This is a genomic window from Pseudomonas sp. BF-R-01, assembly GCF_019946615.1.
GTDB classification, from domain to species: domain Bacteria; phylum Pseudomonadota; class Gammaproteobacteria; order Pseudomonadales; family Pseudomonadaceae; genus Aquipseudomonas; species Aquipseudomonas migulae.
In genome coordinates this window covers 1-14863 of sequence record NZ_JAGYFX010000067.1, presented here as the reverse complement: position 1 = coordinate 14863, position 14863 = coordinate 1, and the positions used below count along the sequence as shown (strand labels likewise).

Here is a 14863-nt window from a genome sequence, read left to right as displayed (position 1 = left end):
AAGAACCCATAGACACCGCGTATTTCCAGGCTTCACGCGTTATCGTTAACGTTCTTCGCGAGCAAGCTCGCTCCTACAATGGAATACCCGCTTAGCGGTGTTTAGTCTCGCGGATCAATCTGATCCAGCACCCGGTTCGCCGTGATCTCCGCCAGCATGATGCTGTTGGAAATGCCCAGCAGCGCGTTACGCGACCCACCGTCCAGAAGGTCCACCAAGTGATGGACCATCACATCGACCGAGGCCAGCGTCTCGACCAGATAAACCATCAGGGTTTCGGTCGTGAGCGCTGGGTCCACGGTAAACAAAGTGCTGGGTGTGCGCGTCGTGGCTTTGATGTCGGCAGCCGACGGGAAGTGGTAGTCGAGGGCACGCTCGGCGGCCTCGTTGAGTTTGTTTGAATCGGGTTCGTATGGGGATGCCGGATCAGTATCCGGTGGGCTCGGTGAAGGCTTGATCATATGCTGAGTTACCTAATGGAGTGCCACCCCTCTTGCGACTAAACGAAAGGGGAGGCAGCTGTACGCAGGTTAGTCGACCGGGTAACTCAGCAATCCGGCGCGCCCGAGGGCGCCCCACGTACAGCCACCATCAAGTACAGGCAATGTATGACCTGCATGACAGATGCACGCACAACTGGGTTACCACGAGCGACTAAACCCGACCACTGATGAGCAGTGGCACGAATCAAGTTACCGGGCACCCCCAAAGCGCACAAGCCGGGGGATTCTGGCGTACCCGTAGGCAACGGCGCAAGGTTTTGTAGCTTTCATCTCGTAACCACGAGCGCGCTTAAACAAGCATTCTCCAGCGCTGTTTAACACCTCAAACACCTTCACCATTTCTGATCCATAAGATCATTAATCATCATTTTACATGATCCTTTGGCTGGCCTACTTTGACCCTGGCAGGCGAGCCATCGGCCGCCTGGCGCACTCCCGACAACAACAAGAGATGGCTCTTATCCACCACCAGGGGACACCCGCCATGAGCAACCAGCCAGCAGACATCGCACACTACATTCACGGCCGCGTGACGCACGGTACTTCCGGTCGCACGCAGAACGTCACCAACCCTGCCATCGGTTCCGTCATCGGCAAAGTGGCCCTCGCCAATGCCGCTGAAGTCGATGCGGCAGTGAAATCGGCAGCGGCCGCGTTTCCCGCCTGGTCGGCGCTGCCGCCGCTGCGTCGCGCCCGCATCCTGTTCAAGTTCCTGGCGTTGCTCAATGAACACCGCGACACACTGGCGCGCATGATCACCGCCGAGCACGGCAAAGTTTTCACCGACGCCCAGGGCGAAGTAACGCGCGGCATCGAGGTCGTCGAGTTCGCCTGCGGCATCCCGCAACTGCTCAAGGGTGACTACACCGAACAGGTCTCCACCAACATCGACAACTGGACCATGCGCCAGCCGCTGGGCGTGGTGGCCGGCATCACCCCGTTCAACTTCCCGGTGATGGTGCCAATGTGGATGTTCCCGGTGGCCATCGCCTGCGGCAACACCTTCGTGCTGAAGCCGAGCCCCATCGACCCGTCGCCTTCGCTGCTGATCGCCGAATTGTTCAAGGAAGCCGGGCTGCCGGATGGCGTGTTCAACGTGGTGCAGGGGGATAAAGAAGCGGTGGATGCGCTGATCGATCACCCGGACGTCAAAGCCGTGAGCTTTGTCGGATCGACGCCGATTGCCAACTACATCTACGAGACCGGTGCCCGCCACGGCAAGCGTGTCCAGGCATTGGGCGGCGCGAAGAATCACATGGTGGTGATGCCCGATGCCGACATCGATCAGGTGGTCGACGCGCTGATCGGCGCCGCGTTCGGCTCTGCCGGCGAGCGCTGCATGGCGATCTCGGTGGCGGTGTTTGTCGGCGATGTCGCCGATAAGGTGATGCCGAAACTGGTGGAACGCACCCGCACGCTCAAAGTCCTCGAAGGCACGAACCTGGCCGCCGAGATGGGCCCGATCGTGTCGCAAGTGGCGCTGCAACGCATCACCGGCTACATCGAACAAGGTATTGAGGAAGGCGCAGAACTGCTGGTCGACGGCCGTGGTTTCGACGGCGCCCAGGCTGGCGCGAATTGCGCCGAAGGGTTCTGGCTCGGCGGCACGGTGTTCGACCATGTCACCCCCGAGATGAAAATCTACAAAGAGGAAATCTTCGGCCCGGTGTTGGCGTGCATGCGCGTGAAGGACTTTGCCGAGGCGGTCGATCTGGTCAACTCACACGAGTTCGGCAACGGCACCGCTTGCTATACCCGCGACGGTCACATCGCACGTGAATTCGCCAGCCGCATTCAGGTGGGGATGGTCGGCATCAACGTGCCGATTCCGGTGCCGATGGCGTGGCACGGTTTTGGTGGCTGGAAGCGCTCGCTGTTCGGTGACACACACGCCTACGGCGAAGAGGGCGTGCGCTTCTACACCAAGCAAAAGTCGATCATGCAGCGCTGGCCGAACAGCATCGCCAAGGGCGCGGAATTCGCCATGCCGACCTCCAAGTAAGCACCGCTTTCTGCTCTACGGGTTTGGGGTGGATGACGTGTTGGCGCGGGCTTGCACGGCATCGTTTTTTCCCAGGGGGAGCGAACGCTCGCTCCCGGTTTTTTCCGCACAGGTGAACCGCTATGCCGCTGCTCAAGTTCGACATCATCCAGGGGCGCAATGACCAACAACTCAAGACCCTGCTGGACGTGACCCATCAGGCGATGGTCGAGGCCTTTGAGGTGCCCGACAGTGATCGCTACCAAAGCGTCACGCAACATCGTCCGGGGGAGTTGGTGCTGCACGACACGGGATTGGGTTACACGCGCACGACCAGCGTGGTGTTGCTGACGGTGATTTCGCGACCGCGTTTACAGACGCAGAAAACCGCGTTCTACCGCTTGCTGGCCGAGAGGCTGCAAGCCGAGTGTGGCCTGTCACCCGACGACCTGATTGTTTCGCTGGTGGAGAACACCGATGCGGACTGGTCCTTCGGCCGTGGAAGGGCGCAATTTCTGACCGGTGAACTTTAGGGTTTGCCGCGTGGGCCAAAGGGTCCGTTTTTACCTCTGTGCAACTCTCTTTCAGGTGATGCCATGTCCGCTCAACTGCTGTCCCTTTTGAACATTCGACTGCCTGTCCTTCAATCGCCGATGGCGGGTATTTCCACGCCCCAACTGGCGGCAGCGGTGTCCAGCGCCGGCGGCCTCGGCGCGATTGGCATCGGGGCGAGCAACGTCGAGCAGGCGCGGAACATGATCCGCGAGACGGCCGCGCTGACAGACAAGCCGTTCAATGTGAATGTTTTTTGCCACCAGCCTGCCGTCTATGACAGCGCTCGCGAAACACAGTGGCTGACATTTCTGGCGCCGTTCTTTGCGCAGTTCGGGGCCGCTGCACCGACGGCGCTGCGTGAGATCTACACCTCTTTTGTCGAAGACCCGGACATGTTGCAGATGCTGCTGGAAGAACGGCCGGCGGTGGTCAGCTTCCATTTCGGGCTGCCGCCACAACCGGCCATCGATGCGCTCAAAGCCGCCGGCATCATCCTGTTGTGTTCCGTGACCAACCTGGCCGAAGCGCAGAGCGCGGAACACGCCGGCGTGCATGCGCTGGTCGCACAAGGTTACGAAGCCGGGGGGCATCGCGGGGTATTCGATCCAAAACAGGATTCGCAAATGGGGACGTTTGCGTTGGTGCGTGTACTGGTGGCGGCTTGCCGACTGCCGGTGATCGCGGCGGGCGGCATCATGGACGGCGCGGGGATCAAGGCCGTCATGCAGTTGGGCGCCAGTGCCGCGCAGTTGGGAACGGCGTTTATCCTCTGCCCCGAATCCTCCGCCAACAGCGCCTATCGCGAGGCCTTGAAGGGGCCGCGCGCGCACCAGACTGCCGTCACCAGCGTCATCTCCGGGCGTCCTGCCCGAGGCATGGTCAATCGCAACTTCACCTGCCTGGAGAAGGCTGGCGCGGCACTGCCAGACTATCCGCGCGCCTATGACGCCAACAAAGCGCTCAACGCTGCGGCCACCGCCCAGGCAAACACGGAGTTTGCCGTGCAGTGGGCGGGGCAGGGGGCGCCCCTGATTCGTGAGATGCCGGCCGCTGCGCTGGTGAATGTGCTTGCTGCGGAAATGCACGACTGAGCCAGACGTTTAGTGCAGTGCAACCTCACTGAACTTGAGCATCAGCGGGTCATTGTTCCCGTCACGAAACGCAAGCTTGATCGCTGGCGTTTTACTCAGCTTGCTGTTGCTCTGCTGGAAAGTCAGCGTGACACGGGTCGGTACGTTACGGATCAGCTGAAATGTCAGCCAGATGCTGTCCTCGACCTGTCCCACCCGGACCGATTGGCCTTTGAGCGGACCGCCAGATTCGTCGAACAGCACCGTGTCATCGTTGACGCGGAAGCTGCGGTCGACGTTCAGGTGGTCAGTTCAAAGGTGCAGGTTGGCAATAGACCGATGTTGTTGTGGCATCAATGCTGCCAACTCCTTGTCGTGTAGCCGTCCGTGCTTGAGGGCAAATGTCGGGCTGTTGCAAAAGAAAACCGCGGGAGGCCGAGGGAAGGTCGCCAGTTATGGCAGGTTGCTATTATCCAGTAACGGTGTGGCAGGTAAAGCGTGGTATCGACTGATGCACAGGGACGACCTCCAGCCAGTGGCCTGAAAACAAATACTACTCGTTGTTTGTTGTAGGTGTTGACGCCTAGTAGTAGGTTCTGTATCTTGCGAAAACACACACAGTAAGGGCTGATTTCGTGAGCAAACTAATAGACACCTACAACTCGCTCGAAGTCGTTTCTCAGGGTGAATTCAATCGCCGCTTTCCAGGGAAAAACACGATTGGTGACGTCGTGTTGGGGATGGGGGATCTCGTTGAGTCCTTGAAAGAAGACTGCGGTCTGTCGCTGCGCAAGATCGCTGATATCGCGGGGGTTTCCGTGGCCGGTCTTGATCGCTGGCGGAACAACGGCTACGGCAGCAAGAAACACTGTGAAAAGCTCATGAGCTATTGCGAGCAACGCGTACAAGGGATCGACACAAAAAACGAGACGGCAATTCTTCCGAGTGCCAGCGTGGCTGACAGTCTGCGTCTGTGCAGCCCCGCGCAGTTGGAGAAGGTTATTCAAGAGGCGCTGCAGGCACGCCTCGGTTTCCCCGATTCGCTCGTTTGCACCTTGATCAAGATGGAGGCCGGCACCGATGGCCACCGGCTGGAAATAGTGGTGCGATGATCCCGCAGGCTTGAACGATCAGGACATCGGTACCCACCTTTTTAATCAAAGCGCTGATTGCGAACGGCAAGAAATGCCTTTGCCTTAGTGCTTGAACATCAATATTTCGGGGACGCAAAAAATGAACGATATGCAAACTTCGGCTTGGGACAAGGTATCTGAAGCGCTCAAGGTCAATGCGGCAAAGCTGTTGCCAGGTCAGGAGCGAAAAATACGTGCAATTATTGGTGAAACGCTCTGGGAGCCTCTGCAACATAAGAATCGCAAACTCTTCGGCAAGCACGTTCGCGCAGATCTTAGTTATTACGGATTGGTATTCGTCCGGCTCGCAGGGACTATCGCGGTCTATAAGAAATCGTGCGTTTAAGACACCTTCTGAATGTGTTTGAGCGACCCCAGCCAAGTTCGCCTGACTCACACATTTCCTGCCTCAACACCGCACACAAACAGGCCAGGCGCGATGAAAATCCGCCTGGCCCAGTTTCAAAAAACACGACCCCCCATACCTCTGCACGACAACCCTTATCCCTCTACGAAAATTACTTTCGCCTCGTTTGAAAATCACCTCTCGAAATGTTTTATGAGTTTCACAACCCATTCGACGTGACCCTTTCGAGGAGTACCGCATGACCCTGTCCTTCGGCTATTGGCTGCTGGTATATGCCGCCATCGCCATCATCGCGCTGATCGTTCTGATCGCCCGTTACCGGCTTAATCCCTTCATCGTCATCACCCTGGTCTCCATCGGCCTGGCATTGCTCGCCGGCATGCCGCCGTCCGGCGTGGTTGGCGCCTACGAGGCCGGTGTCGGCAAGACCCTGGGGCACATCGCGCTGGTGGTGGCGCTGGGCACGATGCTCGGCAAGATGATGGCCGAGTCCGGCGGCGCCGAGCAGGTGGCGCGGACCTTGATCGACCGTTTCGGCGAGAAGAACGCGCATTGGGCCATGGTGTGCATTGCCTTCCTGGTCGGGCTGCCGCTGTTTTTCGAAGTCGGTTTTGTGTTGCTGGTGCCGATTGCCTTTACCGTGGCGCGCCGCGTGGGTGTATCGATCCTGATGGTCGGTTTGCCGATGGTTGCCGGGCTGTCGGTGGTGCATGCACTGGTGCCGCCGCACCCGGCGGCGATGCTGGCGGTGCAGGTGTATCAGGCGTCGGTGGGGCAGACGTTGATGTATGCGATTTTGATCGGCATTCCGACGGCGATCATCGCCGGTCCGCTGTACGCCAAATTCATCGTGCCGCGCATTCAGCTGCCGGCGGAAAACCCGCTGGAACGCCAGTTCCTCGAGCGCGAACCGCGCGACAGCCTGCCGGGTTTCGGCATCACCATGGCGACCATTTTGTTGCCGGTGCTGTTGATGCTGATCGGCGGCTGGGCCAACCTGATCTCCACGCCGGGCAGCGGCTTCAACCAGTTTTTGCTGTTCATCGGCAACTCGGTGATCGCGCTGTTGCTGGCGACCTTGCTGAGCTTCTGGACCCTCGGCCTCGCCCAGGGCTTCAACCGTGAATCGATCCTCAAGTTCACCAACGAATGCCTGGCACCGACCGCCAGCATCACCTTGCTGGTCGGCGCCGGTGGCGGTTTGAACCGGATCCTGGTGGACGCCGGGGTCACCGACCAGATCGTCAGCCTGGCCCACGAATTTCACCTGTCGCCGCTGCTGATGGGCTGGCTGTTCGCCGCGTTGATGCGTATCGCCACCGGTTCCGCCACCGTGGCCATGACCACCGCTTCCGGCATCGTGGCGCCGGTGGCCATCGGTCTGGGTTATCCGCACCCGGAGTTGCTGGTGCTGGCGACTGGCGCCGGGTCGGTGATCTTTTCCCACGTCAACGACGGCGGCTTCTGGTTGATCAAGGAATACTTCAACATGAGCGTCACCCAGACGTTCAAGACCTGGACCGTGCTGGAGACCATTATTTCGCTGGTCGCCTTTGCGCTGACCGTGGGTCTTTCTTACCTCATCTAGCTCGAACACTCCGATCGCTTTCCTCAAGGCTCATGGTCACTCATCGAGCGCGGCATTGTGCGCGCCGCGATTGAGTGTCCGTGGCGGAGAGCGGTCGGCAAAAACTCAAAAAAAACATAAAAAAATGACCCAGGAGCACCGTATGTTCAAGCGAGCAATCCCCACCGCACTTTTGCTGGCCACCGGTTCGATGTGCGCACAGGCAGCCGACTCTGCCGCGCACGGTTTTCTGGAGGACAGCAAAGCCACGCTGTCGATGCGCACGTTGTATTTCAACAGCGATAACCGCGATGGCACGGCAGACCCGTCGAAAACCGAGGAGGCCGCGCAGGGTTTTGTGCTGCGTTATGAGTCCGGTTTTACTCAGGGCACGGTCGGGTTCGGGCTGGATGCGCAAGCGTTGCTCGGTGTGACGCTGGACAGCGGCGCGGGTCGCCACGTGGGCAGCGGCATGATCCCGAGTGACGGCGACGGTGCTGCCGACACCTGGAGCAGCTTCGGCCCCACGGCGAAGATGCGCATCTCAAAAACTGAGTTCCGCTACGGCACCCTGCTGCCGAAACTGCCGATCCTGTTGTCGAACGATGCCCGCGTATTGCCGCAGTCGTTCACTGGTGCGCAGGTCACCTCGAATGACATCGATGGCTTGATGCTGACCAGTGGCGTGCTTGAACACGCAGTCGGCCGCGCCTCGACGGACCGGACCGGTTTGTCGGTGCCGGGCGCCACCCAGGACAGCAACAAGTTCTACTTCGCCGGCGGTGACTACTACATCACCAAGGAACTGAAGGCGCAGTATTACTTCGCGCAGTTGGAAGACTTCTACAACCAGAACTTTTTCGGTCTGACCCACGTGCTGCCGATCGACAGCAAAAGCTCGTTCACCACTGATCTGCGTTACTTCAACACCACATCGACGGGCGCCAACAGTTCCGCTGCCGGCCGCGCACAAGGCTACCGAACCTCGGGTTACACCGAGGACAACAACGGTGAAATCGACAACAACACCTGGGTGGCGATGATCACCTATGTGAACGGCGGTCACTCGGTGTCGCTGGGGCATCAACAGGTGGGTGACGGCAGCAACTTCGTGCAGCCCAACCAAGGCAGCCTGGTTGATAAAGGGGCGGGTGGTGGCAGTGTTTACCTGCCGACGGACCGCATGATCCAGAGCTTTACCCGTGCGGGCGAGCAGACGAACTTCGGTCAGTATTCCTATGACTTCGCGCCTTTGGGCGTGCCGGGTCTGAGAGCGTCGATCGCGTATTTGAAGGGGACTGACATAAAGGTTCGCAACGCGGGCGATCAGTCCGAGTGGGAGCGCGATATGACCCTGGACTACGTGCTGCAATCGGGGTCGCTCAAGGGGCTTGGTTTCAGCGTGCGCAACGGCAAGTCGAATACCGATGCGGGCCGTAACGTTGATCAGAATCGCTTTATCATCAACTACACCTTGTCGCTGCTGTAATCGCCCACGGGTCTTTGTAGGAGCCGGCTTGCCGGCGATTGGGCCTTCAGGTTTGCGCTGTTTTTGCGGACGCCATCGCCGGCAAGCCAGCTCCTACAGGGTTTGCGTTTTGTCAGTTGCTAAGGTGTCAGGCGAGCACGGTCTTTGTAGGAGCCGGCTTGCCGGCGATTGGGCCTTGAGGTTTGTGGTGTTGTTGCGGACGCCATCGCCGGCAAGCCAGCTCCTACAGGTTTGGTGGTGTGTCAGGTGAATACCGACCCTTGTAGGAGCCGGCTTGCCAGCGATTGGGCCTTGAGGTTTGTGGTGTTTTTGCGGACGCCATCGCCGGCAAGCCAGCTCCTACAGGTTTGGTGGTGTGTCAGGTGAATACAGACCCTTGTAGGAGCCGGCTTGCTGGCGATTGGGCCTTGAGGTTTGTGGTGTTTTTGCGGACGCCATCGCCGGCAAGCCAGCGCCTACAGGTTTGGTGGTGTGTCAGGTGAATACAGACCTTTGTAGGAGCCGGCTTGCCGGCGATTGGGCCTTGAGGTTTGTGGTGTTTTTGCGGACGCCATCGCCGGCAAGCCAGCTCCTACAGGGGACGCGTTGTTGCTAAGGTGCCAGGCGAGCACGGTCTTTGTAGGAGCCGGCTTGCCGGCGATTGGGCCTTGAGGTTTGTGGTGTTTTCGCGGACGCCATCGCCGGCAAGCCGGCTCCTACAGGGTATGTGTTGTGTCCGTTGGTGTCAGGCAAGCACGGTCTTTGTAGGAGCCGGCTTGCCGGCGATTGGGCCTTGAGGTTTGTGGTGTTTTTGCGGACGCCATCGCCGGCAAGCCGGCTCCTACAGGGTATGTGTTGTGTCAGTTGCTAAGGTGCCAGGCGGGCACGGTCTTTGTAGGAGCCGGCTTGCCGGCGATTCAGGCGACGCGGTGTATCTGTTACGCCGCCATCGCCGACAAGGTATGCGTTGTTGCTAAGGTGTCAGGCGCTGGGTCAGCAACGGCAATAGTTGTTCGCAGGATGCCTCGATTTTCAGATCGAGGATGTCATCCGCCCGCGTCTTGCCCAGGTTAATCGCTATCAGCGGCTTGCCCTGATCCGCCACCGCCCGGCATAACCGAAACGCCGAATACGCCATCAACGAAGACCCCACCACCAGCAATCCCGCCGCTTTTTCCACTGCAGCCATTGCCTTGGCTGCCGTCACCTGCGCCACGTTCTCGCCAAAAAACACCACGTCCGGTTTCATTCGCTCACCTGCGCAATGCGGGCAGTGCGGTACTTGAAACCGCGCTTCGAACGCCGCGTCGAGCAGCGTGTCGCCGTCCGGCGCCTGCACCGCATCCACGCCGGCCAGGTACGGGTTCTGCGTTTCCATCAACTGCTGGATCGAATCCCGCTCACTGCGCTGCCCGCAATCCAGGCACAGCACCCGGTGCAGGCTGCCATGCAGTTCGATCACGTCGTGGCTGCCGGCCTGGTCGTGCAAGGTGTCGACGTTTTGGGTGATCAGCCCGCTGATCTGCCGGGTGCTTTGCAGGTTGGCGAGGGCTTCATGCGCCACATTCGGCTGAGCCTGACGCACCCGCGGCCAGCCGAGCATCGCTCGCGCCCAATAGCGGCGTCGGGATTCGGGGGCGCTGAGGAATTCCTGATACATCATCGGTTGCCGGCCTCGGCGCACGCCCTGGTGGTCGCGGTAGTCCGGAATGCCCGACGGGGTGCTGATGCCGGCACCGGTCAGGACCACGAACGGCTGGTCGGCCATGAACTGCTGGAGCCGGTCGAGTTGTTCGCGGGTGCGGCTGTCGAGCATGTTCAACACTCCGATGGGGCTGGGGTGTTTGAAGGGTAGCATTTAACCTGTAGGAGCCGGCTTGCTGCGGGCGGCGTTCCGACGATGGCGATCTTACGGACGCCATCGCCGGCAAGCCGGCTCCTACAGGTACGGTGTTTACTTGCGCGCTTCGAGTATCAGGTTGAACGGCGTTTCGGTAGCCCGACGGAACGTGCTGAATCCCGCTTCCGTAAACACCTTGCGCAACCGCGCCTCACCGGCCTGGGCGCCGAGCCCGAGGCCGACTTCCTGGGACAGCGAGTTCGGGGTGCAAATGAACGTCGAGGCGGCGTAGAACAACCGGCCAACCGGGGTAACGTTGTCGTCTAGCTTGTCGTTGGCGAACGGTTCCACCAGCAGCACCGTGCCGTCCGGCTTCAGCGACTCATAGGCGTGCCGCGCCGCGCCCACCGGGTCGCCCATGTCATGCAGGCAGTCGAAATAGCAGATCAGGTCGTAGTCGTCGCCGGGGTAGCTTTTTGCCGTGCCCTGGAAGAACCGCGCCCGTCCGGACACACCGCCTTCCTCGGCGCGCTGGTTGGCGACGGTGACGGACGGCGCGTGGTAGTCGAAGCCGACGAACCGCGATTCGGGGAACGCCTGGGCCATGATCACCGTCGATGCGCCATGCCCGCAGCCGATGTCCGCGACCTTGGCGCCAGCCTCCAGTTTGGCGACGACACCTTCAAGGGACGGTAGCCATTCGGCGACCAGGTGCGCTTTGTAGCCGGGCCGGAAGAACCGTTCCGTGCCGCTGAACATGCACGGATGGTGTTCGCCCCAGGGCAGGGCGCCGTTGCCGCGCATGGCTTTGACCAGCTTGTCCTTGTCATGGAAAAACGACGCGACCACCCCGATACCGCCCGCCACGTAGACCGGTGAGTCTTCGATCGCCAGCGCCAGGGCTTGTTCTTCGGGCAGACGGAACTGGCCGTCGCGGTGTTCCATGTAACCGGACGCGGCGTGGGCGCTGAGCCATTCGCGCAGCAGGCGGGGGTTGCAGCCGGTTTTCTCGGCGAGTGTTTCGGGGCTGATCAACTGACTGTCGGCCATCGCCCGGTACAGCCCGAGCTCTTCGCCGAGGATGACGTTGGCGAGCATCGCCGCACCGCTCGCTCCTACAGGGGGACGTGTGTATCGGAGTGTATCTAACGTCCTGCTCGATACATTTCCCGCAAAACCGGCTCACTGCCGAACACAGCCCAGATACAAACCTGCGATGAACTGCACAGGCCGCTTGGCACCCTATACACCGTGAAGGGGACAACAATGACCACGCTCCTGCCTGAAACCGACCTGACATCCACCCCCGTCGATCGCCTGCGCGTCGACCAGTACACCAGCGGCCTCATCGGCCCAAGCCAGCCAATGCTCGGCCCCTTGGCCGACGGCGGCACCCTGATCACCGGCACGCCGCCGGGCTGCTGGGGGCCGATGATTACGCCGGCCTTCGAGGGCGGCCATGAAGTGACCCAACCGGTGGCCATTGCCGGTGCCGAAATCGGCGATGCCGTGGCGATCAAGATCAAAAGCATGCGCGTCACCTCGCTGGCCACGTCGTCCGGCGTGATGAGCTTCGTTGAAGGTCGCTACAACGGCGATCCGTTCGTCGCGAAATTCTGTAGCAAATGCGGCACCGAGCACCCGGCCAGCTACGTCGAAGGCATCGGCGAAGATTCGATTCGTTGCAGCAATTGCGGCGCCGAAGTCAGCGCTTTCCGCTTCAGCCACGGGTACGTGATCGTGTTCGATGCGCAGAATCAGGTCAGCCTGACCGTCAATCAGGACATCGCCAACCAACTGGCGGGCAACGCCTCCGAGATGTCGGCGCTGCCGGAGTTCGCCGCCCAGCATTCGATCCTGTCCCTGGCTCGCGCCGACATCCCCGGCGTTGCCGCGCACATGCGGCCGTTCCTCGGCAACATCGGCACCACGCCGTCGCGGGACTTGCCGGACTCGCACAACTGCGCCGATTTCGGCCAATACCTGATCGGCGCACCGCACCGTTTCGGCATGACGCGTGAGGAACTGCACGCGGCCAAGACCGACGGTCACATGGACACCAACTCGATCCGCGAAGGCTGCGTATTGATCTGCCCGGTGAAAGTCCCGGGCGCCGGTGTGTACATGGGCGACATGCACGCCCAGCAGGGCAACGGCGAGATCGCCGGGCATGCCACCGACTGCTCCGGGGAAACCGAAGTGCAGGTCGAAGTGATCAAGCACCTGACACTGGAAGGGCCGATCCTCCTGCAAAACCTTGACGATCTGCCGCCGATGAATGCCCTGCAACGGCAGAAAGTCCGCGAACTGGGCGAGCGTTGGGGCCAGACCGAGATCGAGCAGAGCGGCCCGATCACCTTCATCGGCAGTGGCGAGAACCTTAACGTGGCGGTGGAAAACGGCCTGAAACGTGCCGCTTCGGTCACGGGCCTGCCGTATGACGAAGTGCTCAACCGCGCGACCATCACCGGTTCCATCGACATCAGCCGCTTGCCCGGCACCGTGCGCGTGACCTTCCTGTGCCCGATGAACGTGCTCGATCGCATCGGCATCGGCCATCTGGTGCGCGAGAAATACGACCTGGCGTAACGCCAACGGCGGCTCTGTACCGAAGTGTGTACAGACCCGCCGGCGATACAACCGCCGCGATTTTCTGCCGGAACGCAACACAGGCCCGATACACCGTTTCGGTTAACTGTGATTACGTTCTGACAACCTTTGAGATCGACATCATGCAGACTTCCAACACATCAACGAAGGCCACCGTCGGACTTGGCCTGCGTCGCGGTTTAATGAAAGACCTTCAAGCCGCCCGCGTGGGCGATTTCGACTTTCTGGAAGTCGCGCCGGAGAACTGGATCGGCATCGGCGGCGCTCATGGCGCGGCACTGCGGGGCCTGGCCGAGCGCTATCCGTTGTCCTGCCATGGTTTGTCCCTGTCATTGGGCGGACCGGCGCCGCTGGACGTCGGGTTCCTGCAAGAAGTGCGGGTTTTTCTCGATCAGTACAACGTGCCGCTGTACAGCGAACACCTGAGCTACTGCAGCGATGACGGTCACCTGTACGACTTGTTGCCGCTGCCCTTTACCGAAGAAGCGGTGCACCACGTCGCCGCGCGCATTCGTCAGTCCCAGGACATTCTCGGTCGGCGCCTGGCGGTGGAAAACGTCTCGTATTACGCCGCGCCGCAACAGGACATGGACGAGCTGACGTTCACCAACGCGGTGCTGCGCGAAGCCGATTGCGACCTGTTGCTGGACGTCAACAATGTGTACGTCAACTCGATCAACCACGATTTTGATCCGCAGGTTTTTCTGGCCGGCATCGATTCGGACCGGGTGGTGGCGATGCACGTGGCCGGGCATTTCGATGAGTCCGACACGTTGAAAATCGACACCCACGGCGCCTCGGTGAAACCGGTGGTGTGGTCGTTGCTGGCCCAGGCTTATGCGCGGTTCGGCGCGCAACCGACGTTGCTTGAACGGGATTTCAATTTCCCTGCATTCGCGGAACTGGTCGCCGAATTGCAGACCATCCGCCGCTTGCAGGCCAAGGGGGTGAACCGTGGATAACGCAAGCCTGTTTCAGCAGCAAAACACCTTGGGGCTTTACCTGCGTGACCCCGATCACTGCGCGCCACCGGCCGGAATGGACGTGGCGCGGGCACAGGTTTATCGCGACCTTGTTTTCAACAACCTCTCGATCTTGCTCAGCGGTACTTTTCCAGTGCTGATCAAGATTCTTGGCGATGAGCGCTGGGGTTCGCTGATGCGCATCTTCTTGCGGGACCACCGCGCACAAACGCCGAAATTCGGTGAGATCGCCAGGGAGTTTGTCGACTTTCTTGCGTCAGAACCGTCTGCGTTGCACGAAGGGGCGTGGCCGCCGTTCATGGTGGAACTGGCGCATTACGAGTGGATCGAGATGGTGTTGCAACAGTCCGACGCCGAGCCATTGCTGGCGAGTGATGTCGGGCTGCTGCTGGATCGACCGTTGCAGATTTCACCGCTGGCCTGGCCGTTGGCGTATGCCTGGCCGGTGCAATTGGTGGGGCCGGACTATCAGCCTGAAACGCCTCCAGCTCAGCCGACGTTGCTGTTGGTTCGTCGGGCGGAGGACTGGAGCGTGAAGTTTTCCGAACTGAGCCCGCTGGCCTGGCGCTTGTTGCAGCGGATCGGCGAGTTTCCCCAACTGAACGGGCGTGAGCAACTGGAAGGATTGGCCGTGGAAGCGGGGGCGGCGGGATCGCAGGATTTCATCGACAGCGGAGCGGCGTTGTTGCGGCAGATGCACGGGGAAGGGGTGGTTGGCCCGGCATAATTCCTTGTAGGAGCCGGCTTGCCGGCGATGGCGTCCATTCAGGCGATAAATGTGTCGAC

At 60.5% G+C, this 14863-nt stretch carries 14 protein-coding genes; 10 read left to right on the top strand and 4 right to left on the bottom strand.

Annotated features, from left to right (window positions below):
- Positions 1–101 precede the first annotated feature (101 nt).
- Positions 102–461: a DUF6124 family protein gene (locus tag KGB27_RS21740; RefSeq protein WP_223556298.1), complete on the bottom strand. Its 360-nt coding sequence runs from the start codon at positions 459–461 to the stop codon at positions 102–104.
- A gap of 526 nt (positions 462–987) precedes the next feature.
- Between KGB27_RS21740 and KGB27_RS21735 the strand changes: the two genes are divergently transcribed.
- The 3 genes from KGB27_RS21735 (at position 988) to KGB27_RS21725 (ending at position 4130) form a co-directional block, all read left to right on the top strand.
- Positions 988–2505 (top strand): CoA-acylating methylmalonate-semialdehyde dehydrogenase, encoded by a 1518-nt coding sequence (locus KGB27_RS21735; protein WP_008039778.1) that lies wholly within the window; start codon positions 988–990, stop codon positions 2503–2505.
- Between the two features lie 122 nt (positions 2506–2627).
- Positions 2628–3017, top strand: a complete 390-nt coding sequence (locus KGB27_RS21730; RefSeq protein WP_008039782.1) for a tautomerase family protein — start codon at positions 2628–2630, stop codon at positions 3015–3017.
- A gap of 63 nt (positions 3018–3080) precedes the next feature.
- The gene (locus KGB27_RS21725; RefSeq protein ID WP_223556293.1) at positions 3081–4130 is read left to right on the top strand and encodes an NAD(P)H-dependent flavin oxidoreductase; all 1050 of its coding nucleotides are present in this window, start codon (positions 3081–3083) and stop codon (positions 4128–4130) included.
- Positions 4131–4139: 9 nt separating this feature from the next.
- On the opposite strand, the gene KGB27_RS21720 is transcribed toward KGB27_RS21725, so the two are convergent.
- On the bottom strand, positions 4140–4373 hold the full coding sequence (locus KGB27_RS21720) for a hypothetical protein (RefSeq protein ID WP_223556291.1): 234 nt from the start codon (positions 4371–4373) through the stop codon (positions 4140–4142).
- 371 nt (positions 4374–4744) lie between these two features.
- Here KGB27_RS21720 and KGB27_RS21715 point away from each other — a divergent pair, with 371 nt between their 5' ends.
- From KGB27_RS21715 to KGB27_RS21700, 4 genes are all read left to right on the top strand, one after another.
- On the top strand, positions 4745–5221 hold the full coding sequence (locus tag KGB27_RS21715) for a hypothetical protein (protein WP_223556289.1): 477 nt from the start codon (positions 4745–4747) through the stop codon (positions 5219–5221).
- A gap of 121 nt (positions 5222–5342) precedes the next feature.
- The gene (locus KGB27_RS21710) at positions 5343–5588 is read left to right on the top strand and encodes a hypothetical protein (RefSeq protein ID WP_223556288.1); all 246 of its coding nucleotides are present in this window, start codon (positions 5343–5345) and stop codon (positions 5586–5588) included.
- Between the two features lie 259 nt (positions 5589–5847).
- The gene (locus KGB27_RS21705) at positions 5848–7197 is read left to right on the top strand and encodes a gluconate:H+ symporter (protein WP_192227665.1); all 1350 of its coding nucleotides are present in this window, start codon (positions 5848–5850) and stop codon (positions 7195–7197) included.
- A 142-nt stretch (positions 7198–7339) separates the two neighbouring features.
- A complete protein-coding gene (locus tag KGB27_RS21700) occupies positions 7340–8665 on the top strand; it encodes an OprD family porin (protein ID WP_223556287.1) in 1326 nt (441 codons plus the stop codon).
- Positions 8666–9617: 952 nt separating this feature from the next.
- On the opposite strand, the gene KGB27_RS21695 is transcribed toward KGB27_RS21700, so the two are convergent.
- Together KGB27_RS21695 and KGB27_RS21690 are read right to left on the bottom strand one after the other, a co-directional pair.
- On the bottom strand, positions 9618–10460 hold the full coding sequence (locus tag KGB27_RS21695) for an NAD-dependent protein deacetylase (protein ID WP_192418621.1): 843 nt from the start codon (positions 10458–10460) through the stop codon (positions 9618–9620).
- Positions 10461–10598: 138 nt separating this feature from the next.
- Complete coding sequence (locus KGB27_RS21690; RefSeq protein ID WP_223556286.1) at positions 10599–11582, bottom strand: class I SAM-dependent methyltransferase; 984 nt, start codon at positions 11580–11582, stop codon at positions 10599–10601.
- A gap of 168 nt (positions 11583–11750) precedes the next feature.
- Here KGB27_RS21690 and KGB27_RS21685 point away from each other — a divergent pair, with 168 nt between their 5' ends.
- The 3 genes from KGB27_RS21685 to KGB27_RS21675 all read left to right on the top strand — a co-directional run bounded on the left by KGB27_RS21685 (position 11751) and on the right by KGB27_RS21675 (position 14804).
- Complete coding sequence (locus tag KGB27_RS21685; protein WP_223556284.1) at positions 11751–13073, top strand: acetamidase/formamidase family protein; 1323 nt, start codon at positions 11751–11753, stop codon at positions 13071–13073.
- A 143-nt stretch (positions 13074–13216) separates the two neighbouring features.
- Positions 13217–14056, top strand: a complete 840-nt coding sequence (locus tag KGB27_RS21680; protein WP_223556282.1) for a DUF692 domain-containing protein — start codon at positions 13217–13219, stop codon at positions 14054–14056.
- Positions 14049–14804: a DUF2063 domain-containing protein gene (locus KGB27_RS21675; RefSeq protein WP_223556280.1), complete on the top strand. Its 756-nt coding sequence runs from the start codon at positions 14049–14051 to the stop codon at positions 14802–14804. Before KGB27_RS21680 ends, KGB27_RS21675 begins: the two co-directional genes overlap by 8 nt.
- The last annotated feature ends 59 nt before the right edge of the window (positions 14805–14863 follow it).